Annotated in this window: 19 protein-coding genes and 2 pseudogenes; 14 read left to right on the forward strand and 7 right to left on the reverse strand. The window is 38.2% G+C overall.

Going from position 1 to position 18,224, the window contains the following annotated elements; all coding sequences use genetic code 11:
- Positions 1-548: 548 nt before the first annotated feature.
- From JN080_RS29810 to JN080_RS08935, 6 genes and pseudogenes are all read left to right on the forward strand, one after another.
- Positions 549-1,344 (forward strand): annotated as a pseudogene (locus JN080_RS29810) (SPFH domain-containing protein).
- Between the two features lie 13 nt (positions 1,345-1,357).
- Positions 1,358-1,507, forward strand: coding sequence for a type II toxin-antitoxin system antitoxin (locus JN080_RS08915; RefSeq protein ID WP_256235609.1), 150 nt, complete (start codon positions 1,358-1,360; stop codon positions 1,505-1,507).
- 119 nt (positions 1,508-1,626) lie between these two features.
- Positions 1,627-2,562: an ABC transporter ATP-binding protein gene (locus JN080_RS08920; RefSeq protein ID WP_256235610.1), complete on the forward strand. Its 936-nt coding sequence runs from the start codon at positions 1,627-1,629 to the stop codon at positions 2,560-2,562.
- Complete coding sequence (locus JN080_RS08925) at positions 2,559-3,947, forward strand: ABC transporter permease (protein WP_256235611.1); 1,389 nt, start codon at positions 2,559-2,561, stop codon at positions 3,945-3,947. The genes JN080_RS08920 and JN080_RS08925 overlap by 4 nt, the downstream gene beginning before the upstream one ends.
- Positions 3,948-4,315: 368 nt before the next feature.
- Positions 4,316-4,588, forward strand: coding sequence for a hypothetical protein (locus JN080_RS08930; RefSeq protein WP_256235612.1), 273 nt, complete (start codon positions 4,316-4,318; stop codon positions 4,586-4,588).
- Positions 4,589-4,965: 377 nt separating this feature from the next.
- On the forward strand, positions 4,966-5,754 hold the full coding sequence (locus JN080_RS08935) for a molecular chaperone DnaJ (RefSeq protein WP_256235613.1): 789 nt from the start codon (positions 4,966-4,968) through the stop codon (positions 5,752-5,754).
- 214 nt (positions 5,755-5,968) lie between these two features.
- Here JN080_RS08935 and JN080_RS08940 read toward each other — a convergent pair whose 3' ends face one another.
- Positions 5,969-6,376: a hypothetical protein gene (locus JN080_RS08940; RefSeq protein ID WP_256235614.1), complete on the reverse strand. Its 408-nt coding sequence runs from the start codon at positions 6,374-6,376 to the stop codon at positions 5,969-5,971.
- 357 nt (positions 6,377-6,733) lie between these two features.
- A complete protein-coding gene (locus JN080_RS08945) occupies positions 6,734-6,934 on the reverse strand; it encodes a heavy-metal-associated domain-containing protein (RefSeq protein ID WP_256235744.1) in 201 nt (66 codons plus the stop codon).
- Between the two features lie 461 nt (positions 6,935-7,395).
- Between JN080_RS08945 and JN080_RS08950 the strand changes: the two genes are divergently transcribed.
- The 7 genes from JN080_RS08950 (at position 7,396) to JN080_RS08980 (ending at position 12,597) form a co-directional block, all read left to right on the forward strand.
- Entirely contained in the window at positions 7,396-9,156 is a 1,761-nt protein-coding gene (locus tag JN080_RS08950) for a glycoside hydrolase family 3 protein (RefSeq protein WP_256235615.1), read from the forward strand.
- A gap of 338 nt (positions 9,157-9,494) precedes the next feature.
- A complete protein-coding gene (locus JN080_RS08955; protein WP_256235616.1) occupies positions 9,495-10,268 on the forward strand; it encodes an HpcH/HpaI aldolase family protein in 774 nt (257 codons plus the stop codon).
- Positions 10,269-10,571: 303 nt separating this feature from the next.
- Positions 10,572-10,772, forward strand: a complete 201-nt coding sequence (locus JN080_RS08960; RefSeq protein ID WP_256235617.1) for a cold-shock protein — start codon at positions 10,572-10,574, stop codon at positions 10,770-10,772.
- A gap of 197 nt (positions 10,773-10,969) precedes the next feature.
- Positions 10,970-11,137, forward strand: coding sequence for a hypothetical protein (locus tag JN080_RS08965; protein WP_256235618.1), 168 nt, complete (start codon positions 10,970-10,972; stop codon positions 11,135-11,137).
- A gap of 51 nt (positions 11,138-11,188) precedes the next feature.
- The gene (locus tag JN080_RS08970; RefSeq protein ID WP_256235619.1) at positions 11,189-11,335 is read left to right on the forward strand and encodes a hypothetical protein; all 147 of its coding nucleotides are present in this window, start codon (positions 11,189-11,191) and stop codon (positions 11,333-11,335) included.
- A 214-nt stretch (positions 11,336-11,549) separates the two neighbouring features.
- Positions 11,550-12,050, forward strand: a complete 501-nt coding sequence (locus JN080_RS08975) for a YsnF/AvaK domain-containing protein (protein ID WP_256235620.1) — start codon at positions 11,550-11,552, stop codon at positions 12,048-12,050.
- Between the two features lie 124 nt (positions 12,051-12,174).
- Positions 12,175-12,597: a YsnF/AvaK domain-containing protein gene (locus JN080_RS08980; protein WP_256235621.1), complete on the forward strand. Its 423-nt coding sequence runs from the start codon at positions 12,175-12,177 to the stop codon at positions 12,595-12,597.
- Between the two features lie 59 nt (positions 12,598-12,656).
- Here JN080_RS08980 and JN080_RS08985 read toward each other — a convergent pair whose 3' ends face one another.
- The 3 genes from JN080_RS08985 to JN080_RS08995 form a co-directional block, all read right to left on the reverse strand.
- Positions 12,657-13,082: a universal stress protein gene (locus JN080_RS08985; RefSeq protein ID WP_256235622.1), complete on the reverse strand. Its 426-nt coding sequence runs from the start codon at positions 13,080-13,082 to the stop codon at positions 12,657-12,659.
- A gap of 105 nt (positions 13,083-13,187) precedes the next feature.
- Positions 13,188-13,409, reverse strand: a complete 222-nt coding sequence (locus JN080_RS08990; RefSeq protein WP_375141623.1) for an MFS transporter — start codon at positions 13,407-13,409, stop codon at positions 13,188-13,190.
- Between the two features lie 15 nt (positions 13,410-13,424).
- Positions 13,425-14,396: an MFS transporter gene (locus tag JN080_RS08995; RefSeq protein ID WP_256235624.1), complete on the reverse strand. Its 972-nt coding sequence runs from the start codon at positions 14,394-14,396 to the stop codon at positions 13,425-13,427.
- Positions 14,397-14,858: 462 nt separating this feature from the next.
- On the opposite strand from JN080_RS08995, the pseudogene JN080_RS30135 reads away from it, so the two are divergent.
- Positions 14,859-15,266, forward strand: a pseudogene (locus tag JN080_RS30135) (multidrug resistance efflux transporter family protein); the annotation flags it as partial.
- A 206-nt stretch (positions 15,267-15,472) separates the two neighbouring features.
- Here JN080_RS30135 and JN080_RS09005 read toward each other — a convergent pair.
- Complete coding sequence (locus JN080_RS09005; protein ID WP_256235625.1) at positions 15,473-16,393, reverse strand: response regulator; 921 nt, start codon at positions 16,391-16,393, stop codon at positions 15,473-15,475.
- Between the two features lie 3 nt (positions 16,394-16,396).
- Positions 16,397-17,641, reverse strand: a complete 1,245-nt coding sequence (locus tag JN080_RS09010; protein ID WP_256235626.1) for a sensor histidine kinase — start codon at positions 17,639-17,641, stop codon at positions 16,397-16,399.
- Positions 17,642-18,224: the final 583 nt, after the last annotated feature.

Raw genomic sequence — 18,224 nt, forward strand, 5'->3', positions numbered from 1 at the left:
TTGTAAATCTTTTTGTGTTTTAGTAGTAAATGAGGTCATATGTAGTACAAAAAAGAAGAGTAGATAAGGAAAACTCTTAACATCTTTATCTATCCTTTTTTACCTATATAATGAGCAACATTTTAAAGAAATTCATTCTTATAAAGTGTTTTTTTAATATCTTGACTTTTAATAAAACAAGTGAAGCTCCGTTTTTATTTGATTGTAATAGATTAAGATCATTCGTTACAAGAAATACCGGCAATATCATAGGATTAAACAAATCACAATAAACGGTAAATAGTATAGCTCAAAGTGTGTCTTATGAATGTAATCGAGAACAACTCCTTTTTTGTATAAAACTTGTTTAATCTACAGGATATCTACCTTCCTCCGTCCTTAGAATCCACTATACAACAAATTTGTGAACATTTTGGGAACTTTTCCTCTCTAACAGTTTTTTCGGTCGTATGATGATATAAAAGTGATATCAATACAATTTTATATCACAGAGGGGTTATTATGAAAGAAAAATCCATTTAGCACTTGTCTTTGTGTTAATATGTATTATTGGTGAGATTTACTTATTCTTTAATACCCTATCAGTTGGGGGGGGGATAAGGCGCGATCGTAGTGATCATTCTTGGCTTAATCATTGCCACAAGTTTAACCATTGTGCAACCAAACGAAGCAAAAGTATTAACGTTTTTCGCCACCTATATTGGTGTCATTCGTGATCAGGGATTTTAGGGGCAACTATTCCTTTCACCTTCAAAGGAAGCGTATCATTGCGTGTAATGAATTTTACAAGCGAAAGTTAAAGGTAAATGATTTAGAAGGAAGTCCAATTGAAGGTGCTGCAGTGGTGGTTTATAAAGTTAATGATTCAGCTAAAGCGTTGTTTGACTTTAAAAACTATGAAAAATTTATTCAAATCCAAAGTGAAACAGGAATTCGTCATATTGCGAGTAGATATGCTTATGATTTGTGAAAATGTTGGCGAAAATACCCTAACTAAGACAAAATAGTGATGAAATTGCAGAAGTTCTTGTTAATGATTTACAAAAGAGGCTGGATATTGCCGGTGTCAGTGTGATTGAATCCCGGAATATGCATCTTGCTTATTCTCAAGAAATTGCAGCTGCTATGCTTCAAAGGCAACAAGCGAATGCCGTTTTATCTGCTTGTAAAGTGATTGTTGACGGAGCAGTTGGGCTTGTAAAAGCAGCGATTGATCAGCTTCAAGAACAGGAAATCGTCGAACTGGATGAAGAGAAAAAGGCACAGATGGTAAATAATCTAATGGTAGCTATTGTTTCGGAGAAGGGAACACAGCCTATTATCAATACTGGGAGTATTTATTAAGGTTGCGATGTAAATGAGTAAACGAAAAGCATTTCCGTTACGGATCGATCCACAACTATACAAAGTCCTGGAAAAATGGGCACAGGACGAACTGCGAAGTGTGAATGCCCATATAGAGGTAATCTTAAAAGAAGCGGCAAAAAAAGCTGGAAGAATCAAATAGTAATAATATCATTTGATAGGGTTGAGCCCTGCTCTCAATCAGTAATAAGGTTTTACGAAGTAAAGCAACAAAAAATCTGTGAATAAGGCTTTGTGAAACATAACGTAGGAGGTAATTTGATGCTAAAAATCACAGGAGTGTCGAAGCGCTTTGGCGAGAAGATCGCAGTGGATGCGCTCGATATGACCGTCGCGGGTGGCGAGGTGATGGGGCTCATCGGGCAAAATGGCTCGGGCAAGACCACGACTTTTCGGATGATTCTCAACTTTATCAACGCGGACAGCGGCAGCATCAGCTGGGACGGGGCGCCCATCACGCAAGCACTTAAGCAGAAAATCGGCTTTCTGCCGGAGGAGCGCGGGCTCTACCAGAAGATGACGGTCGAGGATCAGATTGTCTATTTCGCGGAGCTGCACGGAATGAAGCGCGCGGACGCGCGGGCGAAGCTCAATAACTGGCTGACGCGTCTTGATGTCGTGGGGAAAGCTACGGATAAGGTGCAGGCGCTCTCCAAGGGTAACGCGCAGAAGGTGCAGTTCATCGCGACACTGATTCACGAGCCAGAGTTTTTGATTTTGGATGAGCCTTTTACGGGGCTTGATCCAGTCAATACCGGGCTCCTTCGCAATGAAATCAAGCGGATAAAGGAGCAGGGTGCGGTGGTCATCTTCTCCAATCACAATATGAGCGATGTGGAGCTTCTTTCGGACAATCTGACGATGCTGAAAAATGGCAAGACCGTGCTGCAAGGAGGCGTGCAAGCCATTCGAGAGTCCTATGGTCGCACGCGGGTTTATCTGGAATCGGATATTTCCGATGAGGAACTACGCGGCTTTGCAGGCGTGCAGTCGATCGAAAAGCAGGTAGGCGGTCGTGTGGTGCAAGTCGCCGACGAGGCGGTGGGGCACGAGATTTTCAAGCGAGTGAGTGCGTCTGGCTACGTGCAAGCCTTTATGCAGGCGCCGCCGACATTGGATGAGATTTTCCGGATGAAGGTTGAACACGGCCAGAGCGTTCAATCGGTAGGTAACAAGAGCATTGGAGGTGGCAAATGATGAATCAACTCTGGCTTGTAGCCAAAAACGCTTATCTGAAGCGGCTGAAGTCCTTTAGCTTTTGGGCGCTGGTCATTGGACCGCTCCTTATGCCTATCATCGCCATCGGAATCTCCTATATGAATGGCAATGGCGCCACTCCGAAGCTCGCTGTGGTGAATGAACCGTCTCTCGTGCAAGCGCTGAAGCAGGAGAAGTCGATTGATGCGACGATTTCTGAGGTTGCGAGCAAGTCTGAGGCGCAAAAGCAGCTGAGTAATCATGATATTGATGCTTTTCTTACCTTTGATAGAAGTACGGAGAAGTTTCAGCTGATGGCGACTTCAAAGACGGCTGGGAAATTCAATGAAGCTAGTGTTCGGACGGCACTGACGCAACTCTTGATTGTGAAGCGTTCGGCGCAGGTGCATCTGACGAGTGCAGAAGCCGCAGCCCTCTTGCAGCCCGCTCAGCTCTCGATAGTCACACAAAATGCAGGTGGCACAACGCTTAACGCAACACAGATTGGGGCTAATAGCCACCTTGCGATTTTCACAGTCATTGTTATCTTTATTTTCCTAACCCTCTACACGGGCGTCATTTCGCAGGAAATCGCGAATGAGAAGTCGAATCGCATCATGGAAATCCTGCTTGCCGTGACTTCAAGCCGCGTGCAGTATTTTGGTAAGACACTTGGCGTGATGCTGCTCGCGCTTACGCATATCGCAATTTACGCGGTCAGTGGGACGGCGCTCTACTTTGGCTTTAAGGATAATAGCGCCGTTATGCAGGTGACCTCGATGATGGCGGGGCTGAATGCAGGCTTTCTCGTTTATATTGCCTTGATGACCTTTATCGCGGTAGTGGGCTTCCTGATGCTTGCGTCCATCGTTGCCTCCCTCGTCAACGACCAGAGTCAAGCTCAGCAAGCCACACAGCCTGTGATCTATTTAAGTGTGATTGGTTATATTGCGAGCTTCGCGCTGACCGCGAATCCGAGCAATGTTGTCTTACAAGTAATGTCCTTCATTCCCTTTCTCTCGCCGACCATGATGCCGACGCGCTTCGCGAATCAGGCTGTGGGAGCGGGCGAGGCTTGGATAGCGCTTTTGCTGCAGGTCATCGCTGTGGGCTTGGTCGCTTACTTCGGTGAACGTGTTTATTCGCGCAATGTCCTGTCGTATAGCGAAGGCAACCTTATTCGGCAGCTTTTCCGCAATATTCGTGGGGAACGACGTGGTTCAACTGTTGTAGCCCCAACGTTCGAGACGAAAAACGGCGGTCTGAAAGCGAGCAATGGTGGCGGACGCAAGAGCCTCAATCAGCGGCTCGGTATACGCAATCGGTTGATAATTGCGGGAATCATCATCATCGTGGTTTTAATCCGTCTATTCCTGAAAAAATAGAAATTAAATAAGCACCTTAACAAAACTTTTGAGTTTTTTTGTGGTAAAAATGGAATTATTTTGTATTTAAGCAGGGAATTTTCAATAATATGTGGTGAAGTTATTGCTGCCAGTAATTTTGCAAAATGGAAGACAAGACTTCTAATAATCGCTATATCATCTATATTGCTTCATAATTTTCCTTTTCAATTCATAAGTTTTCCATTTGATATTATAACGCTTTGGATTACTATGATTTTGACCATTCTTTCAAGCTGTGATTATTTTGTAAAGAATAAAACATTCCTTATGGGTAGCTAAACCATCTTTAACTAACGGAGTGTTTATATACAGTATATAAAGGTTCAGTAGAATCTGTACCAGCAGTTTTGGCTGCATCGGCAGCTGGAATTCCGATAGGAGCCGGTGAGATATTTGGAGGTGGAGCAGCACCTGCTATTGGAGGATTTGTAGCTCAGAACTATGGGATACAAAATACTTTATATATTGGATTAGTTGGACTTGTTGTTAGTATTGTCATCTCGGTGTTCCTAAAGGAAACGGCACCAATTAAAGTCACCCTTAAACAGGAACAAGACGACATTCAAGTCATTAATAACCAAACAGCATTGGTTCAAAAATCAAAGAATAAAAGCCAGTAAAAAAGTCCCTCATTCTTGGAAGCCGTTCAAGAATGAGGGACTTTTGTGTTAAGTACTTCCTTTTTCAGCTGCATTGTGATCTTTTGCTGTCATTTTACGAATGAATGGAATTTCCCATCGGTCTAATCAAATTCTGCCAGCGTTGAGGCCTTCTTTTTTCGGCCATCCGTGTCTTAGGATGAAAAAGAAATCCAATAAATGTCATGTGGGCAGTGCTACTAACAATAGTCTTTTTTATCCATACACTTTATACATTTATTAATATAATATAAGTAATATTACAATAGGATTATCTAATTGGATTTCGCCGATTAAGAAAATAGATAAATAACTCACATAATGTTCCAGATCATATGAAAAGCGAAAGGAGGTACATTATGAACACAGATCAAGCTTTTTACTTGTTAAAGAATGCAGGAGTCACGGAAGATATTAGTATTCAAACGGTTAGACGTTGGCTGCGTGAAAGTAAGATTAACTATGAGGGAACAGGGAAGCAGAAAACTGGATTTATACTTGATGATACAGATCAAGCTTTTAACCTACTAAAGGACGCAGGAGTAACTGAAAATAATTCTATTCAAATTGTTCGACGATGGCTGCGTGAAGGTAAGATTGAGAACGTAGGAACCGGAAATAGGAGAACTGAATACATACCAAATGAAACAACTTCAAAGCTATTTTTAAATAATCCAACGGATCAGGATAAGATTATCCGCCAATTAAAAGTAAAAATAAAAGCACAGGATGAACATATAAAAGGAATTGAGGATCTTCATAAGCATTCCATAAAAACATTAATACAGCAAAGAGAAAAATTAAATCAAGAAATCGCCACCCTAGAGAATGAGAAAAGTGATTTACAAAGTGAAACCCAGAAGTTATTAAAAGAGAATATTGATTTACGCAATGAATTGTTAAAATTAAAAGAAGAACTTTTAAAAGGATATAAAAGAGAACCTGAGAAGGCCCAGGTAACGCCGCCATCCAAAACGAATGATTATCGTCAAAAATTAGGGCTTTCAAAAACAGCGGGTGAGAAAGAAGTAGTAACAGGATATAAAAAATTATTAAAAATAACACACCCTGATCACGGTGGTAACGCAGCAGCCTTTCATTACATAAAAACCGACTATGATCATTTTAGAAATAGTATTAAAGGGTGATAGAAAATTAGATTCATCGATCTTCCACCAAATTTTTTTAGAAGGTGGTTTTTTTATGCAAATGTTGTATAAAAAACCATAAAGTATTCTGAAAGTACATAAAACCAGTCTTTTTCCCAATAATGTCAGCGTTTGTATTCTCAAATACTTTTAAGGCCTCATATAGCAAATCACGTCCATAATAAAAAGGGACAGGTAAAAACCTGTCCAGCTTCTATTCGTCCCGATTGTCACGGTCATTTACATCAATATCGTCCTCGATAATATCTTCTTTCTTCGTGTTGTTATCCTTAATCAAATCTTTGTCAGTGTCTGTGTTTTTATCTTTAGAAGGGGGGTAATAATTGTTATTCAAATTGTTATCACGATTATTAAGGTTGTTGTTATTCAAATTGTTATCAGGGTTATTAAGGTTGTTATTATTCAAATTGTTATCGCGGTCATTTAAGTTGTTATTATTCAAATTGTTACGATCCAAGTTATTGTTTAAGTTACGATTATCATTTGCTGGATTATTGATTCGCAGCTGATTTCGGTCATTGACACCTTTATTATTACACGCACCTAATACTGTTGCAGATAAGACAGTTCCTGCAAGCATTAAAAATAATTTTTTCTTCAAAGGTAAAGCCTCCTTAGTGAATTTCACTTTCATATATAGTTTTCCTAAATATAAAAAATATTTACTAGCACTTTTTTACAAAAATATTTTATGTAGCTTACCGTTTAAAAGGGGATAGTAAAAAGGTAATTAGTTCGCTAATTAATGGAGGACAAGAGGATTCAGCTTTTATCCTGAGAAGTAAGGTTAATGAAGAGTTTTTAGAAATTAGTTCACAGGATATGGATTAGAATCGGTAACGAACAAACCGGTAGATACAGCGTCAATAACTTGAAACAATCAATCGTATGGTGGATTGTAAAAAATGGAAATCCCCAAACTTTTTAGATGGGGCATTTCCTATTGATAAAAAGCAGCTTAATCCTGAATATGCATTCCATGCTGTTGGATTCGTTTCTTAATCTTCTCTTGGGACACTTGATTTTCATTATATTCAATTTTGACTTCGCCATCTTCAATGTCTACCAACGCTCTTTCAATTCCTTCCATTTGAACTAAAACTGTTTCTAAGGTTAGAATTGGTTGTTCATTAACTGCTTCTTTTACATAAATCGTCATGTCTGCCAATTAAGAATCATCCTTCCTATTTTTAAACCTTTTAAGTATTTCTTATCTTCTATTCAAATTAGGCTAAAATCATGGATTAGTTTTTTCCAAAATCGTAAGTTTTATTTACTTTTTTAAATGCAAATATAAAAGAAACTATAAAAACACGTAAATGATATGAAACCTTTGTTACCAAATTTCAGAATAATAGAAAAAATACATATAAGTTGATGTTAGCGTTTAAAAAAAGTATAGATATTTTTTTTCGGTTGTATTAATATGCTAGTATACAAGTTTTTTCTCTTGAATTTATAGGTGGGCACACTTTCCTTTTCCTTTTTTGGAAAGCTGCTAGACGGCTATATTCGAGAACGCTTACTTGTGAATTCAGGCAGAATTTGTAGGAAGACATATTTTTATTTAGAAAAGTGAATAGTATTCTTGATACTTTTCAAAAAAGGAGCGTACATACGGTGGCAAAAGTAGACTTAAAAGCAAAGCCTTATAACTTATCCGATTCTGATATAATGTGGGTAAAAGAAACGATCAACTCTATGTCGATTGAAGAGAAGATTGGCCAGTTATTTATTAATATGGGCTCCAGCCGGGATAAAGAATATTTAACAGATATTCTCAGTAATTATCATATCGCCGGTGTTCGCTATAATCCTGGAAAAGCGGATGAAGTATATGAGCAGAATAAAATTCTCCAAGAAAACAGTAAAATTCCATTGTTAATTGCAGCGAATACAGAAGCAGGTGGGAACGGTGCTTGTAAAGACGGAACAGAAGTAGGCGTAGAAGTGAAAATTGGAGCAACAAATGACCCGAAATGGGCTTATGAAATGGGTCGGGTTTCTGGTGTCGAAGCTGCAGCGATCGGATGTAACTGGAGCTTTGCCCCTATTGTTGATATTAATTACAACTGGCGCAATCCAATTATCTCAAGCCGTTCTTTTGGATCTAATCCGGATTTGGTTCTGGAAATGAGCCTTGCCTACATGAAAGGAATCAGGGAAAGTGGAATTGCTCCTGCAGCTAAGCACTTCCCTGGTGACGGAGTCGATGAACGCGATCAGCATTTATCCTTCAGTGTGAACAGTTTATCAACCGAAGAATGGGATCAAACTTATGGAAAAGTGTACAAAGGCTTAATTGATGATGGTTTACCATCGATTATGGCCGGCCATATTCATATGCCTGCCTATCAAAAATTCTTTAACCCAGACGTTAAAGATGAAGAGCTATTGCCTGCTACGCTTTGTAAAGAAATTATGACTGACTTATTACGCGGCAAGCTTGGATTTAACGGCGTTGTTGTTACCGATGCTAGTCACATGTTAGGTATGACAGGGGCAATGAAGAGAAGTAAACTACTTCCAACATCGATTGCAGCCGGCTGTGATTTATTCTTATTCTTTAATGATCCGGATGAAGACTTTGGATATATGATGGATGGTTATAAAGAAGGAATCATCACGGAAGAACGTTTAGAAGAAGCTCTAACTCGTACTTTAGGATTAAAGGCCAGCTTAGGTCTTCATAAAAAAGCCAAAACAGAAATCCTGCCACCTAAAGAAGAATCTATGGCTAAAATCGGTCTTCCTGAAAACAAGGCACTGTTTAAAGAAGTAGCTGACCGTGCAATTACTTTAGTTAAAGACAAACAAGACATCTGGCCCGTTACACCTGAAAAATACAAACGTGTATTATTGGTTGACGTAAAAGGTGTACAAGGCGGATTCGGTGCCTTGATTGGTAGTAAAGAAAAAGCTTCCGATATCATGAAGGAATTGTTAGAAGCACAAGGATTCGAAGTAACGGTTTGGGAATCAACAGAAGAGAAAATTATGAAACTTCCAGAAGAAGAAAGATTTGCTGCTATTGCAAATGTATATGCACAAAAGAGACCGATTACTGAGTTGACAGACAATTATGATCTGATCATCAATATCGCCAATGTTAACCCAGGAACAGTACAAAGAATTGTATGGCCAGCAAGTAAAGGAACACCGGATATTCCGTTCTATATCCATGAAATTCCTACGATTTTCATTTCTGTTCAATATCCATACCATTTGGCAGATGTACCGCAAGTCAAGACTTACATCAATACGTACGACAGCAAAAATCAAACACTAGAGTTATTAGTAGAAAAACTAATGGGACGTTCTGAATTCAATGGGGTTAGTCCTGTTGATGCTTTCTGTGGAAAAATCGATACTCGTATTTGATCACATTAAAAGTACCGCGGGATAGATCGTGGTCATAGTAAAAATCTTTGAGACAAAAAAGGATCATTTCCTCGAATTTCTTGGGTGAATGATTCTTTTTTGTTATAATTTAAAGTTGGAATTCCCTTGCATATTTTAGAAAAAAAAGAACCAAAAAAATGTAGTTATTTGTCGGATTTCAATCGACTTTTCAGTCGAATAATGTTATAAATAATTGAATAATTCTCTCTTTTTGGAGAATAGAAAAGTTGTATACCTTTACGATGATGTTCTATTAAATATGTTCAACTTTGGGAAACTCTAATAGATAGATAATTTTTATAAAGAGGTGAGATGAAATGAGAAAAAATTCTTTAAAAGAAAAATTGGATCAAAAAAAAGATGTCTTTGGAACGTGGATTATGACCAATAGTCTGGATAACGCTGAAATTCTTGGTCATACAGGTGCAGATTTTATCATGATTGATGCCGAACATGGTTCAATGGATATCGAAACAGCTGGAAGAATGGTATCTGTTATTAGAGGTACACAAGCAACTCCTCTGATTAGGGTTGCTGAAAATGAAAAGTCCTGGGTTAAAAGGGGTCTTGATACCGGGGCTGAGGGTGTCATGATCCCAATGGTTAATTCAAAGGAAGAGGCAGAGCAGGCAGTCAGCTTTTCTAAATATCCACCTGTTGGAATTCGTGGCACCGGGGCGGGCCGAGCAGTCTTGTTTGGAGCTGCCGCTGAAGAATATGAGGATTATTATGGACAGGCTAACAATGAAGTGCTCGTCATACCGCAAATTGAACATTATACGGCGGTCGAAAACATTGATGAAATTCTCTCTGTTCCTGGTATCGATATTGCCTTTGTAGGTCCTTATGATTTAAGTACATCCATGGGGCTTCCCGGTCAAATGAATCATCCTGAAGTTCTAATGAATTTTAAAAAAGTCGTGGAAGCTTGTGAAAAACACAATGTGATACCTGGGATCATGACTTGGACGGATGGAATAGAGCAGCATTTAAATATGGGGTTTAAATTTCTCTTAGGCGGTATTGACGGTGCTATCCTTTATACTGGAGTAAAGCAACTGGTCAATGAATTTAAGGGTTATACAAAATAAAAGCTAAGTACAATCATGCCCCTGACACTTTTAAATGAAATGGATACAGGTTGGGACGGGGAATTGCCATGTTTTCCTCCTATTTAAACCCTTAATTTAGCTAGTATCTCATTCAGTTAATGAAGCGAATAATTTTATTATTATTGTTAACCTTGCTATTTCTATGAAAAGATGCTATGATATAGAAGAATTATTTTTGTTCGGTGTAAAAGGATAGTATTAGTAAAACTTTTCGTCTTGATGATCACTGAGAGCAAGGATAGTAATACAATGTGTGTGAAAACACACTAGGAGGCAACAAACATGGAAAAAGGTAAAGTAAAATGGTTTAACAGCGAAAAAGGCTTCGGATTCATCGAACGTGAAGGTGGAGAAGACGTATTCGTTCATTTCTCAGCTATTCAAGGCGAAGGGTTCAAATCATTAGATGAAGGTCAAGAAGTTACTTTCGACGTTGAGCAAGGCCAACGTGGAGCTCAAGCAGCAAACGTTCGTAAAGCTTAATTATTGATCGAAAAAACAGACTCTTTTTTTAGAGTCTGTTTTTTTATTTTTTAATAAAATAAAGCTCTGCACAAGAAAGGGTATCCAAAAAAATCATGAGTTTGGATACCCTTTTCTTGTTCAGTTTTATAATTGATCATATGGTATGTTTCTTGTCTCCTCTACAAATAATAGGAAAGGTAGAAAGGGGAGATAGTATGCCAAAAAATCAAAAAGCTCCAGATCCTTTGGAACAACCCTTAATGTCAACAGGTACTACTGAGCCTGGTTTTAAAAAAGATACAAAGAATTCAAAGCTAGCCAGTAAACCTAAAATTGGAGAGACAATCGTAGGAGATGACGGAATAACTGGACGAATTAGATAGTCAGCCTATGATCAACAACCATAGACTACTTTTATTTAGGAGATGAAGACAATGAAAACAAAAGATAATTTTTTAGAGGGCGCTAAAGTGACTAAAGATAATCAAATATATGGAACACCAAATAGTAAAAGTAAAAATGGAACTGGTGATTCACCAAATGATAATGTAAGTAAGGTTAAATATGAAGGTAACCGTTAAACAAGCAACCAAGAAATTCTTGTACGAATTTTAGGGCGGTTCTTTTGTTCGAACCGTCCCTTTGTTAATCAAAAAATTTTTAAAGTTAGTGGATCTAACGTCATTCCAAAAATTGTGCTTGTTCAGCTTTTTTCAAAAAGATTATAGAATAATTATCCCTCATCAGCACATTCTATAAAGGCTTGACTATGATTAACTTGCGAGGGGGATTTTTATGAGCGATTTTTTAGGTTTATTCAGTGATGATGATAAATCACAAAACGTTGAAAATGAGAATAGCCAAAATATTTCAAGTACCCAAGATAACCAATCTAACGAATCTCTCCAGCTTCATAAAGAAGAATTAGATATCACGAAAAATAATGTTGATGCTGGAGAAGTAGTCCTTTCAAAGGACGTTGTCGAAGAACAAAAAACAGTAGACGTTCCTGTCATGCATGAGGAAGTTGTCATAAAGAGAACACCAATGAATAATGAACGAAGCGATGCGTCTATCAGCTCCGAGGAAACGATCCATATTCCTGTTAGCCAAGAGCAAGTTGAGGTAAACAAGTATACGGTAACGACCGAGGAGGTTTCTGCTGCGAAACGTCAGGTTGAGGAAACCCGGCAAGTCCAAGAAACACTCAAACACGAAGAAGCTAATGTTAATACAACTGGAAGTGTTGATATCGTTTCCGATGGTTCAGGGTTTGGAGATATAAATAACAGCTAAAAAGATAGACGCAAGCACCAGTTCTTTAGGTTCAAACAATAATACCTGTCCTTAGACAAAAACACCTTTTCATTGCCAAGCAATGAAAAGGTGTTTTCACCATTTTCCTATGGGGGAGATTTAATTGCCTACTAAACAGAATTCAACACAAAAAAATCATGAAGAAGAAACACTCCAACTTCATAAGGAAGAATTAAAGATAAGCAAGAAGTGGGTTGAGACAGCAGATGTAACGGTATATCAGAATACTTATACGGAGGAAAAGCAAATTCTGGTTCCTATAACCCGTGAAGAGCTAATCATTGAGAAAAAGATAGTAAATCCAAAAGGTGCCACGGATGCACAAATTGAAACGATTCGAATTCCATTGAGTGAAGAGCGTATTGAGGTAACATTGCACCCAATTGTCCTTGAGGATGTTGAAATTTATAAGAAACAATTTGAAGAGCTCATACACATAAATGAAACTGTAAGGGAAGAAAAGGTTCAAATTGATACTTTCGGGGATTTAAAGGTAATAGGAGACGGTCAATCATCACCCAAATGAAATTTCAAAAAATAAAAAGATGCCAGTACTAGGTACCGACACCTATAACAAACTCAAAATTATTTTATTATTAATACAGGAACAGGTGAATGCTGGATAACATAATGGCTGACGCTTCCTAAGAATTCCTTCACTCCACTTAAACCCCTGCTTCCCATAATAATCAGGTCGCTATTGTTCTCCTTAGCATGTTCTAAAATAACTTTATAGGCAGGGCCTTCCTCTTCAATGAAACGAATAGGATTATCAATTGTTGATACAGCATCTTTTGCTTCAGCAAGAATAGTCTCCCCATACTTGTAGATGGATTCTTGCAGCCTATCAAGTGCTTCTTCTACCATATATGGTGCTTTTGGCCGCTCTGCTACGAATAAAACATCAATTTCAATCGCTGAATTTGTTTTTGCCAGTTCGACGGCTTTTTCCAATGATTTTTTAGCTATATCTGAATCATTAAATGCAACTAATATTTTTGAACAAAACATTAGGTTGACACCCTCTTTCAAAATTAAGTATTTATAATCAAACTGCTACTAGCAGGAATATCTAAACATTTATTTAGGATAAATAGCTTCAAAACAGTACCATTTTCATCCACGAATATTGTTAGGGTTAACAAGAATTGCTTTTCCGGTTTCTCTGTGTTCTTTCTTTCTATTAAGTAGAAAATACAATATGCCGCCAAAGATAATTAATATTCCTCCAGCAAAAAAGACATTACGGTATCCAAAACCACTTGCGATTAATCCTAAAATATAGGCACCAATCGCCATACCAGCATCCATTGAATTGAAGAACAACGAGTTGGCAATCCCGACTCGATGAGGCTAAACCGAACTGATAATCTGTGTTTGGAAAATTGGCGTGATCGATCCGTATCCAATACCGATGATTGCACCTGCGATAATCATAATAGCAGCTGTATGGGTTGAATTTATCATGAACATTCCAATAAGATAAAGAACAATACTAGGGTAAATAATGACTTTTGCACCGAAACGGTCAGACCAACGCCCAGTGAACGGACGGCAAATTAACATAAATACCGCATAAATAGCAAAGAACGTACTTGCTGCTGCTACCAAGTTAATTTGTTGTGCAAATAATGGTAAAAAGGAAGAAATTCCTGAATAAGCAAATGCTAAGAAAAAAGTTGGAATGGCAAATTTTGCTGCTTTTTTATCAACAATATCGTTAAATGAAAATTTATGTTTCTTCCCATGTGCTTTAACATCCTGTTCCGGAACCTTCGTTACAAAGGACAGAACAATATTAATAGCAGAAATGATCATGCATAGAACGAAAAGCAAGTTATAAGCGTGCATCAGTGAAAGGTTAAGCCCAATTAACGGACCGAAAACCATCGCAAGTCCCATTGCTAAAGAGAAAAAGCTTAATCCTTCACCACGTCTTGAAGCTGGGATTAGTTCAGCACTAATTGTTCCTTTTACAGTCGTAATAATCCCAAAGGTAAACCCGTGGAAAATACGTAGAAGTAATAATGCCCAAATATTTGTGGCAAATGGATAAAGAAGGGTTCCAACAAAAAAGGCAATCGTTGAGTAGATAAAAATCCTTTTCTGGGAACCACGGCTGACCCATTTCCCTGCAGATGGGCGAATCACAATCGCTGCTAATAAAAATAATGTAAGAACGAGTCCAACTTTATCTGCACCAGCATGAAGCTGGCCTACCAAATATAAAGGTAAAGCTGTCATTAAAATATAGAAGGCTAGAAAAATAAAAAAACTGATTGTTGTTACTGATATAAAGTCTTTCGTCCATAATTTTTCTTTCATGTATCTATTTCCCCTTTGCCTAAGATTTTACATATTATTATGATGTTTAAGTAAGTAAATGTTAGCCGACTAATTTAGTATACTCCAATTTTGATATGCATAGTTAGTTAATCTTTTCATCATTTCTATGCATAAATGTAATATGTTGAATAATTTTTTTAATCAATTAGGTACGAGATTTAGTGATGAGGATCTCGTAACGGTGATTTAAATCATATAAATAGGTTAACGAATTAGACAGGAGTGTACCTAAAATTCAACGATTAGAGATTTCACAATTTACCACTTTAACGGGCTTACGTCGGTTGGTTATCAAAATCAAGTTATATTCGCTTGTAAAAATCGGAAATACGAAATAGTCGTCCAGCTCGTAGAAGAAAACTGGTTAAGTTTTGGCGAACTGTTAACACAACAAACGGACCCGAGGTGAGTGCAGTTGCAACCAATTTTAATAGGTATTTGGGCAGCTTATTAGATGCTTATCAAAGGGTGTTAGGAATGACACTGGCAAGTCTTCCATTCTTGTTTCTACTCTCCTTGTATGGATTTTATACCGTAGGTTTACTAGTAAGGGGCAGAGTCTTCAATCTTTAGTGGTGGCTCTTTGTTCTGGAGTCATTGCTACTGTCCTATTTTTTTAGAGCAACAGATAGGGTAAGAGGAAATATGCAAGGGTTAGCGTCTGTTGAAGCAACGCAATCAATGGAAGTGCTTTTTGCATTAGGTAGGGAACTCCTATATTTGTCGATCCACATGCCTTCTCCATTATCTTTGTGCGGTATTTTTATTGTCATTCTTGGACTGATTTTGCATAGTTTTGTTTCAAAAAGAAAAGTAGAAAGTTATTTTGAGCATACAGTAGAACAATAAAGTATGTTCTTTCTATGGTTTGTTCGGTTTAGCGATTAAACAATACCATAAAAAGAGCATACTTTTTCATATGCTTTTTCAAGAAGAGTTGCTTTTTACCATGCCGTCACGTAGTGATTTCGTTCTACATTTGCCATTCAGTGCGACCCAAGAATCGTGTCTCTGAAATAATCTTCGAATCAAAAGAACCGTCCCATTGAATCTGCCTATGAATCTGATAACCCTTTTGCCTCCATCAGGATTGCATGTATGAATTTTTTAATGTTGATCCGTGTGTGGGTGGTGTCAGTGTGTGTTTTTCCTTTGAGTTCGAGCATTTTCATTCGTACTTGGCTGTAGTCGAATAATTTGGATGAGTAGTTTTCGAATGTTGGATTGGCGTAATCGATTAGTCCAAGTGATGCGAGATGCTCTAGCACTTGCTGGATGGTCCGGCGGATGCGCTGTTCCACTGCTTTTACTTCTTTCTTCATTTCACCCGGTGAAGTGTCCAAGCCCAGCCGCTTTTTAACCGCCTGCTCATACAGCTCTTTTAACGGCGGGATTTCACGGATCTCTTCTTTTTCTAATTGGTTGACAACCGCGATAAGATCCAAGAGATCCTTTTCACCGCTTTTGCCAATAATACCGAGTTCCAGGAAGATATTTTTGGCAGACGAAAGGATCGGGTCCTGCTGGCTTCGCTGGACGTTTTTTGGCATCTGGTTTTGGGGATATAGATTGCTTAATGATTTTTGAATGTCATGAAGTGAATTTTCCATCAGCAGATAATCGCTTACTTTCTTCAATACGCTCACTACCTCAAGCCGGTTAATTGGTTTGGTGATATAATGTTCAACTCCGAGCGAATAGGCTTCACTAATCATATCCTTCGTTTCGACTTGTGAAATCATGATGATTTTCCCCTGAAAAAAAGGAGCGATTTCTCGGACGGTTTCAATTCCGTCGCGGATCGGCATGAGTAAATCAATGATCAGGATATCGACCTTCTGTGCAGCAAGGGCATGGGCATAAACCCCTGAGCCGTCCGCTGCCTCCCCGGCGACCGTCCCCAATCCTTCTTCTTCAATGATATTAGACAGCATTCCTCTAATGGTGGCAGTATCATCAACAATAAAAAAATTCACTTGTCATCCTCCCTTTTTAATTAAACTTGCGACCGGAAGCTGTATTTCAAAGGTGGTTCCGTCTGTTTTCGTTGAATCCAGCAGTTTCATTTCTCCACCGCTATTTTCGATGACATTTTTAATGTAGGAAAGACCGATTCCATTTGAGGCAATTCCAGTTTGATCAAATTTTGTTGTAAAGCCCGGTTCAAAAATATACTGTTTGTTCTTTGGAGAAATTCCGCTGCCGTTATCATTTACGCTTATTTTGACAATGTCAGCAACCCGTTCAACCGTTAACACAATCCTCCCTGTCTGATCGATGGCTTCCACTGCGTTGGCGACAAGATTATTAATCAGGGAAAAAAGGGTGAATGTGCGGTATTGTGGATGGTCCCCGAAAATTTTCACCTTGTAATCGATTGTTTTCCCGAGCATCTCGCCATAGTTGTTATTTGCACGAACAATAATGTCAATTATTTCCTTAATGCTCATAAAATCATTTATTTTTTCTTTCGCCATTAATTTTGACAGGCCGGCATAGATTCGTTGATTATCTTTTTTGATTTCGTGCACTTCACCGGCAATTTTTAGCATTGCCTGTGCCGGCTCGTGCTGCTTTAGCTGTTTTAATTGGCGGTAAAGCCTGTAGCTGGCACTCGTTAACTCCTCAGCATTCTTTGTTGACTTTTGCAATTGGACCATTTCTACATATAAGTTTGAGATTAATAGTAAAATCTGATCGTTCCGCATTCGCTGCTGCTCTTCCGCCACTCTTGCCTCTCTCAAGATCACGATATTGTAAAAACCAAGAACAAAGAAGCTGCGGATAATGGCGATCCCGGCAATAATCAAGAAATGGGCAACCGTAATTTGCATATTGGTTGTGAAATGGCGAATCAGCATTTCAGCTGAATTGGACATGAATTCGAGAACGATGCCAAACAAGCCAATTAGCAGTGGCTGTTCATTTAAATTTTTAACTTTGAAAAAATGAAAAAATGAAGCAAAGATCAGGTAATAAAAAAAGGCAGGAAAATGCGAACTAAAACTGTTATGGAACTGGAATGAACCGACTTGAAGCCGGTCCAGAGTCATCCGAAAGAAAACAACTGAAATCCCCGTTAAAAACCCGGAAAAGATGGGATGAATTTTACGTGACCATAACAAAAAAAAGAAAAAAACAGGCATTCCCATGTTAACCCTAAGATCCGCCCCGCTAAATGGATAAAACTTTAACTCCCCGGCAATCGGGACAGCGATGATCAAGAACAAACAGGCTAATAATTTATAGCGAATAGGATCACTTCCAAATCAGAGCTGATTTACTTTCACTCATGGTAATATTTTGTATTACATGAAAAATGAAAAATAAAAAATATATTAAAACTTTTTATATCAATTTGTTGTTTCTTGTAGTTTTTCGTAGTCTGTACGATATGATCTAAATGTCAAAGGAATTCACCAGTAAATTAGTCAACAGATTTGTAACCGTTTACAAGGCGGGTATCACGATAATTGCGAAAATCATATATATTATTCTATTTTACTATAATACTAAAAAAATCCATAGACCCGAAATTTTTTCATATCGTTTTCTAGGACGTTGGGGTTTACGCCATTGAGGGAGGTGATTTAGACAATCAATTGATTAGGTGGAACAGAGCATTATAGAAGGTAGTACAGTGGTTTCCCATGTACTTCAATTATCTGATCCTATTCAATCATTGAATCAACAGAAGTTTTGACTAAAAGTAAAATGACAAAGGGAACGAATAGGGGATGCAATTAGTAGCATGCAAGAGAAAAGAAGGTTTCAGGTTTATCTTAAGAATTATTCAGCAACAAAATG

This window comes from Bacillus sp. EB600 (assembly GCF_024494385.1).
Taxonomy (GTDB): Bacteria; Bacillota; Bacilli; order Bacillales; family Cytobacillaceae; genus JAEVLT01.

What these genes read in the sequence shown, in the direction of transcription:
- JN080_RS08915 (WP_256235609.1), top strand. Translation starts at nt 1,358, where the DNA reads ATGAGTAAACGAAAAGCATTTCCGTTACGGATCGATCCACAACTATAC.
- JN080_RS08920 (WP_256235610.1), top strand. Translation starts at nt 1,627, where the DNA reads ATGCTAAAAATCACAGGAGTGTCGAAGCGCTTTGGCGAGAAGATCGCA.
- JN080_RS08925 (WP_256235611.1), top strand. Translation starts at nt 2,559, where the DNA reads ATGATGAATCAACTCTGGCTTGTAGCCAAAAACGCTTATCTGAAGCGG.
- JN080_RS08935 (WP_256235613.1), top strand. Translation starts at nt 4,966, where the DNA reads ATGAACACAGATCAAGCTTTTTACTTGTTAAAGAATGCAGGAGTCACG.
- JN080_RS08945 (WP_256235744.1), bottom strand. Translation starts at nt 6,934, where the DNA reads ATGACGATTTATGTAAAAGAAGCAGTTAATGAACAACCAATTCTAACC.
- JN080_RS08955 (WP_256235616.1), top strand. Translation starts at nt 9,495, where the DNA reads ATGAGAAAAAATTCTTTAAAAGAAAAATTGGATCAAAAAAAAGATGTC.
- JN080_RS08960 (WP_256235617.1), top strand. Translation starts at nt 10,572, where the DNA reads ATGGAAAAAGGTAAAGTAAAATGGTTTAACAGCGAAAAAGGCTTCGGA.
- JN080_RS08965 (WP_256235618.1), top strand. Translation starts at nt 10,970, where the DNA reads ATGCCAAAAAATCAAAAAGCTCCAGATCCTTTGGAACAACCCTTAATG.
- JN080_RS08970 (WP_256235619.1), top strand. Translation starts at nt 11,189, where the DNA reads ATGAAAACAAAAGATAATTTTTTAGAGGGCGCTAAAGTGACTAAAGAT.
- JN080_RS08975 (WP_256235620.1), top strand. Translation starts at nt 11,550, where the DNA reads ATGAGCGATTTTTTAGGTTTATTCAGTGATGATGATAAATCACAAAAC.
- JN080_RS08985 (WP_256235622.1), bottom strand. Translation starts at nt 13,082, where the DNA reads ATGTTTTGTTCAAAAATATTAGTTGCATTTAATGATTCAGATATAGCT.
- JN080_RS08995 (WP_256235624.1), bottom strand. Translation starts at nt 14,396, where the DNA reads ATGAAAGAAAAATTATGGACGAAAGACTTTATATCAGTAACAACAATC.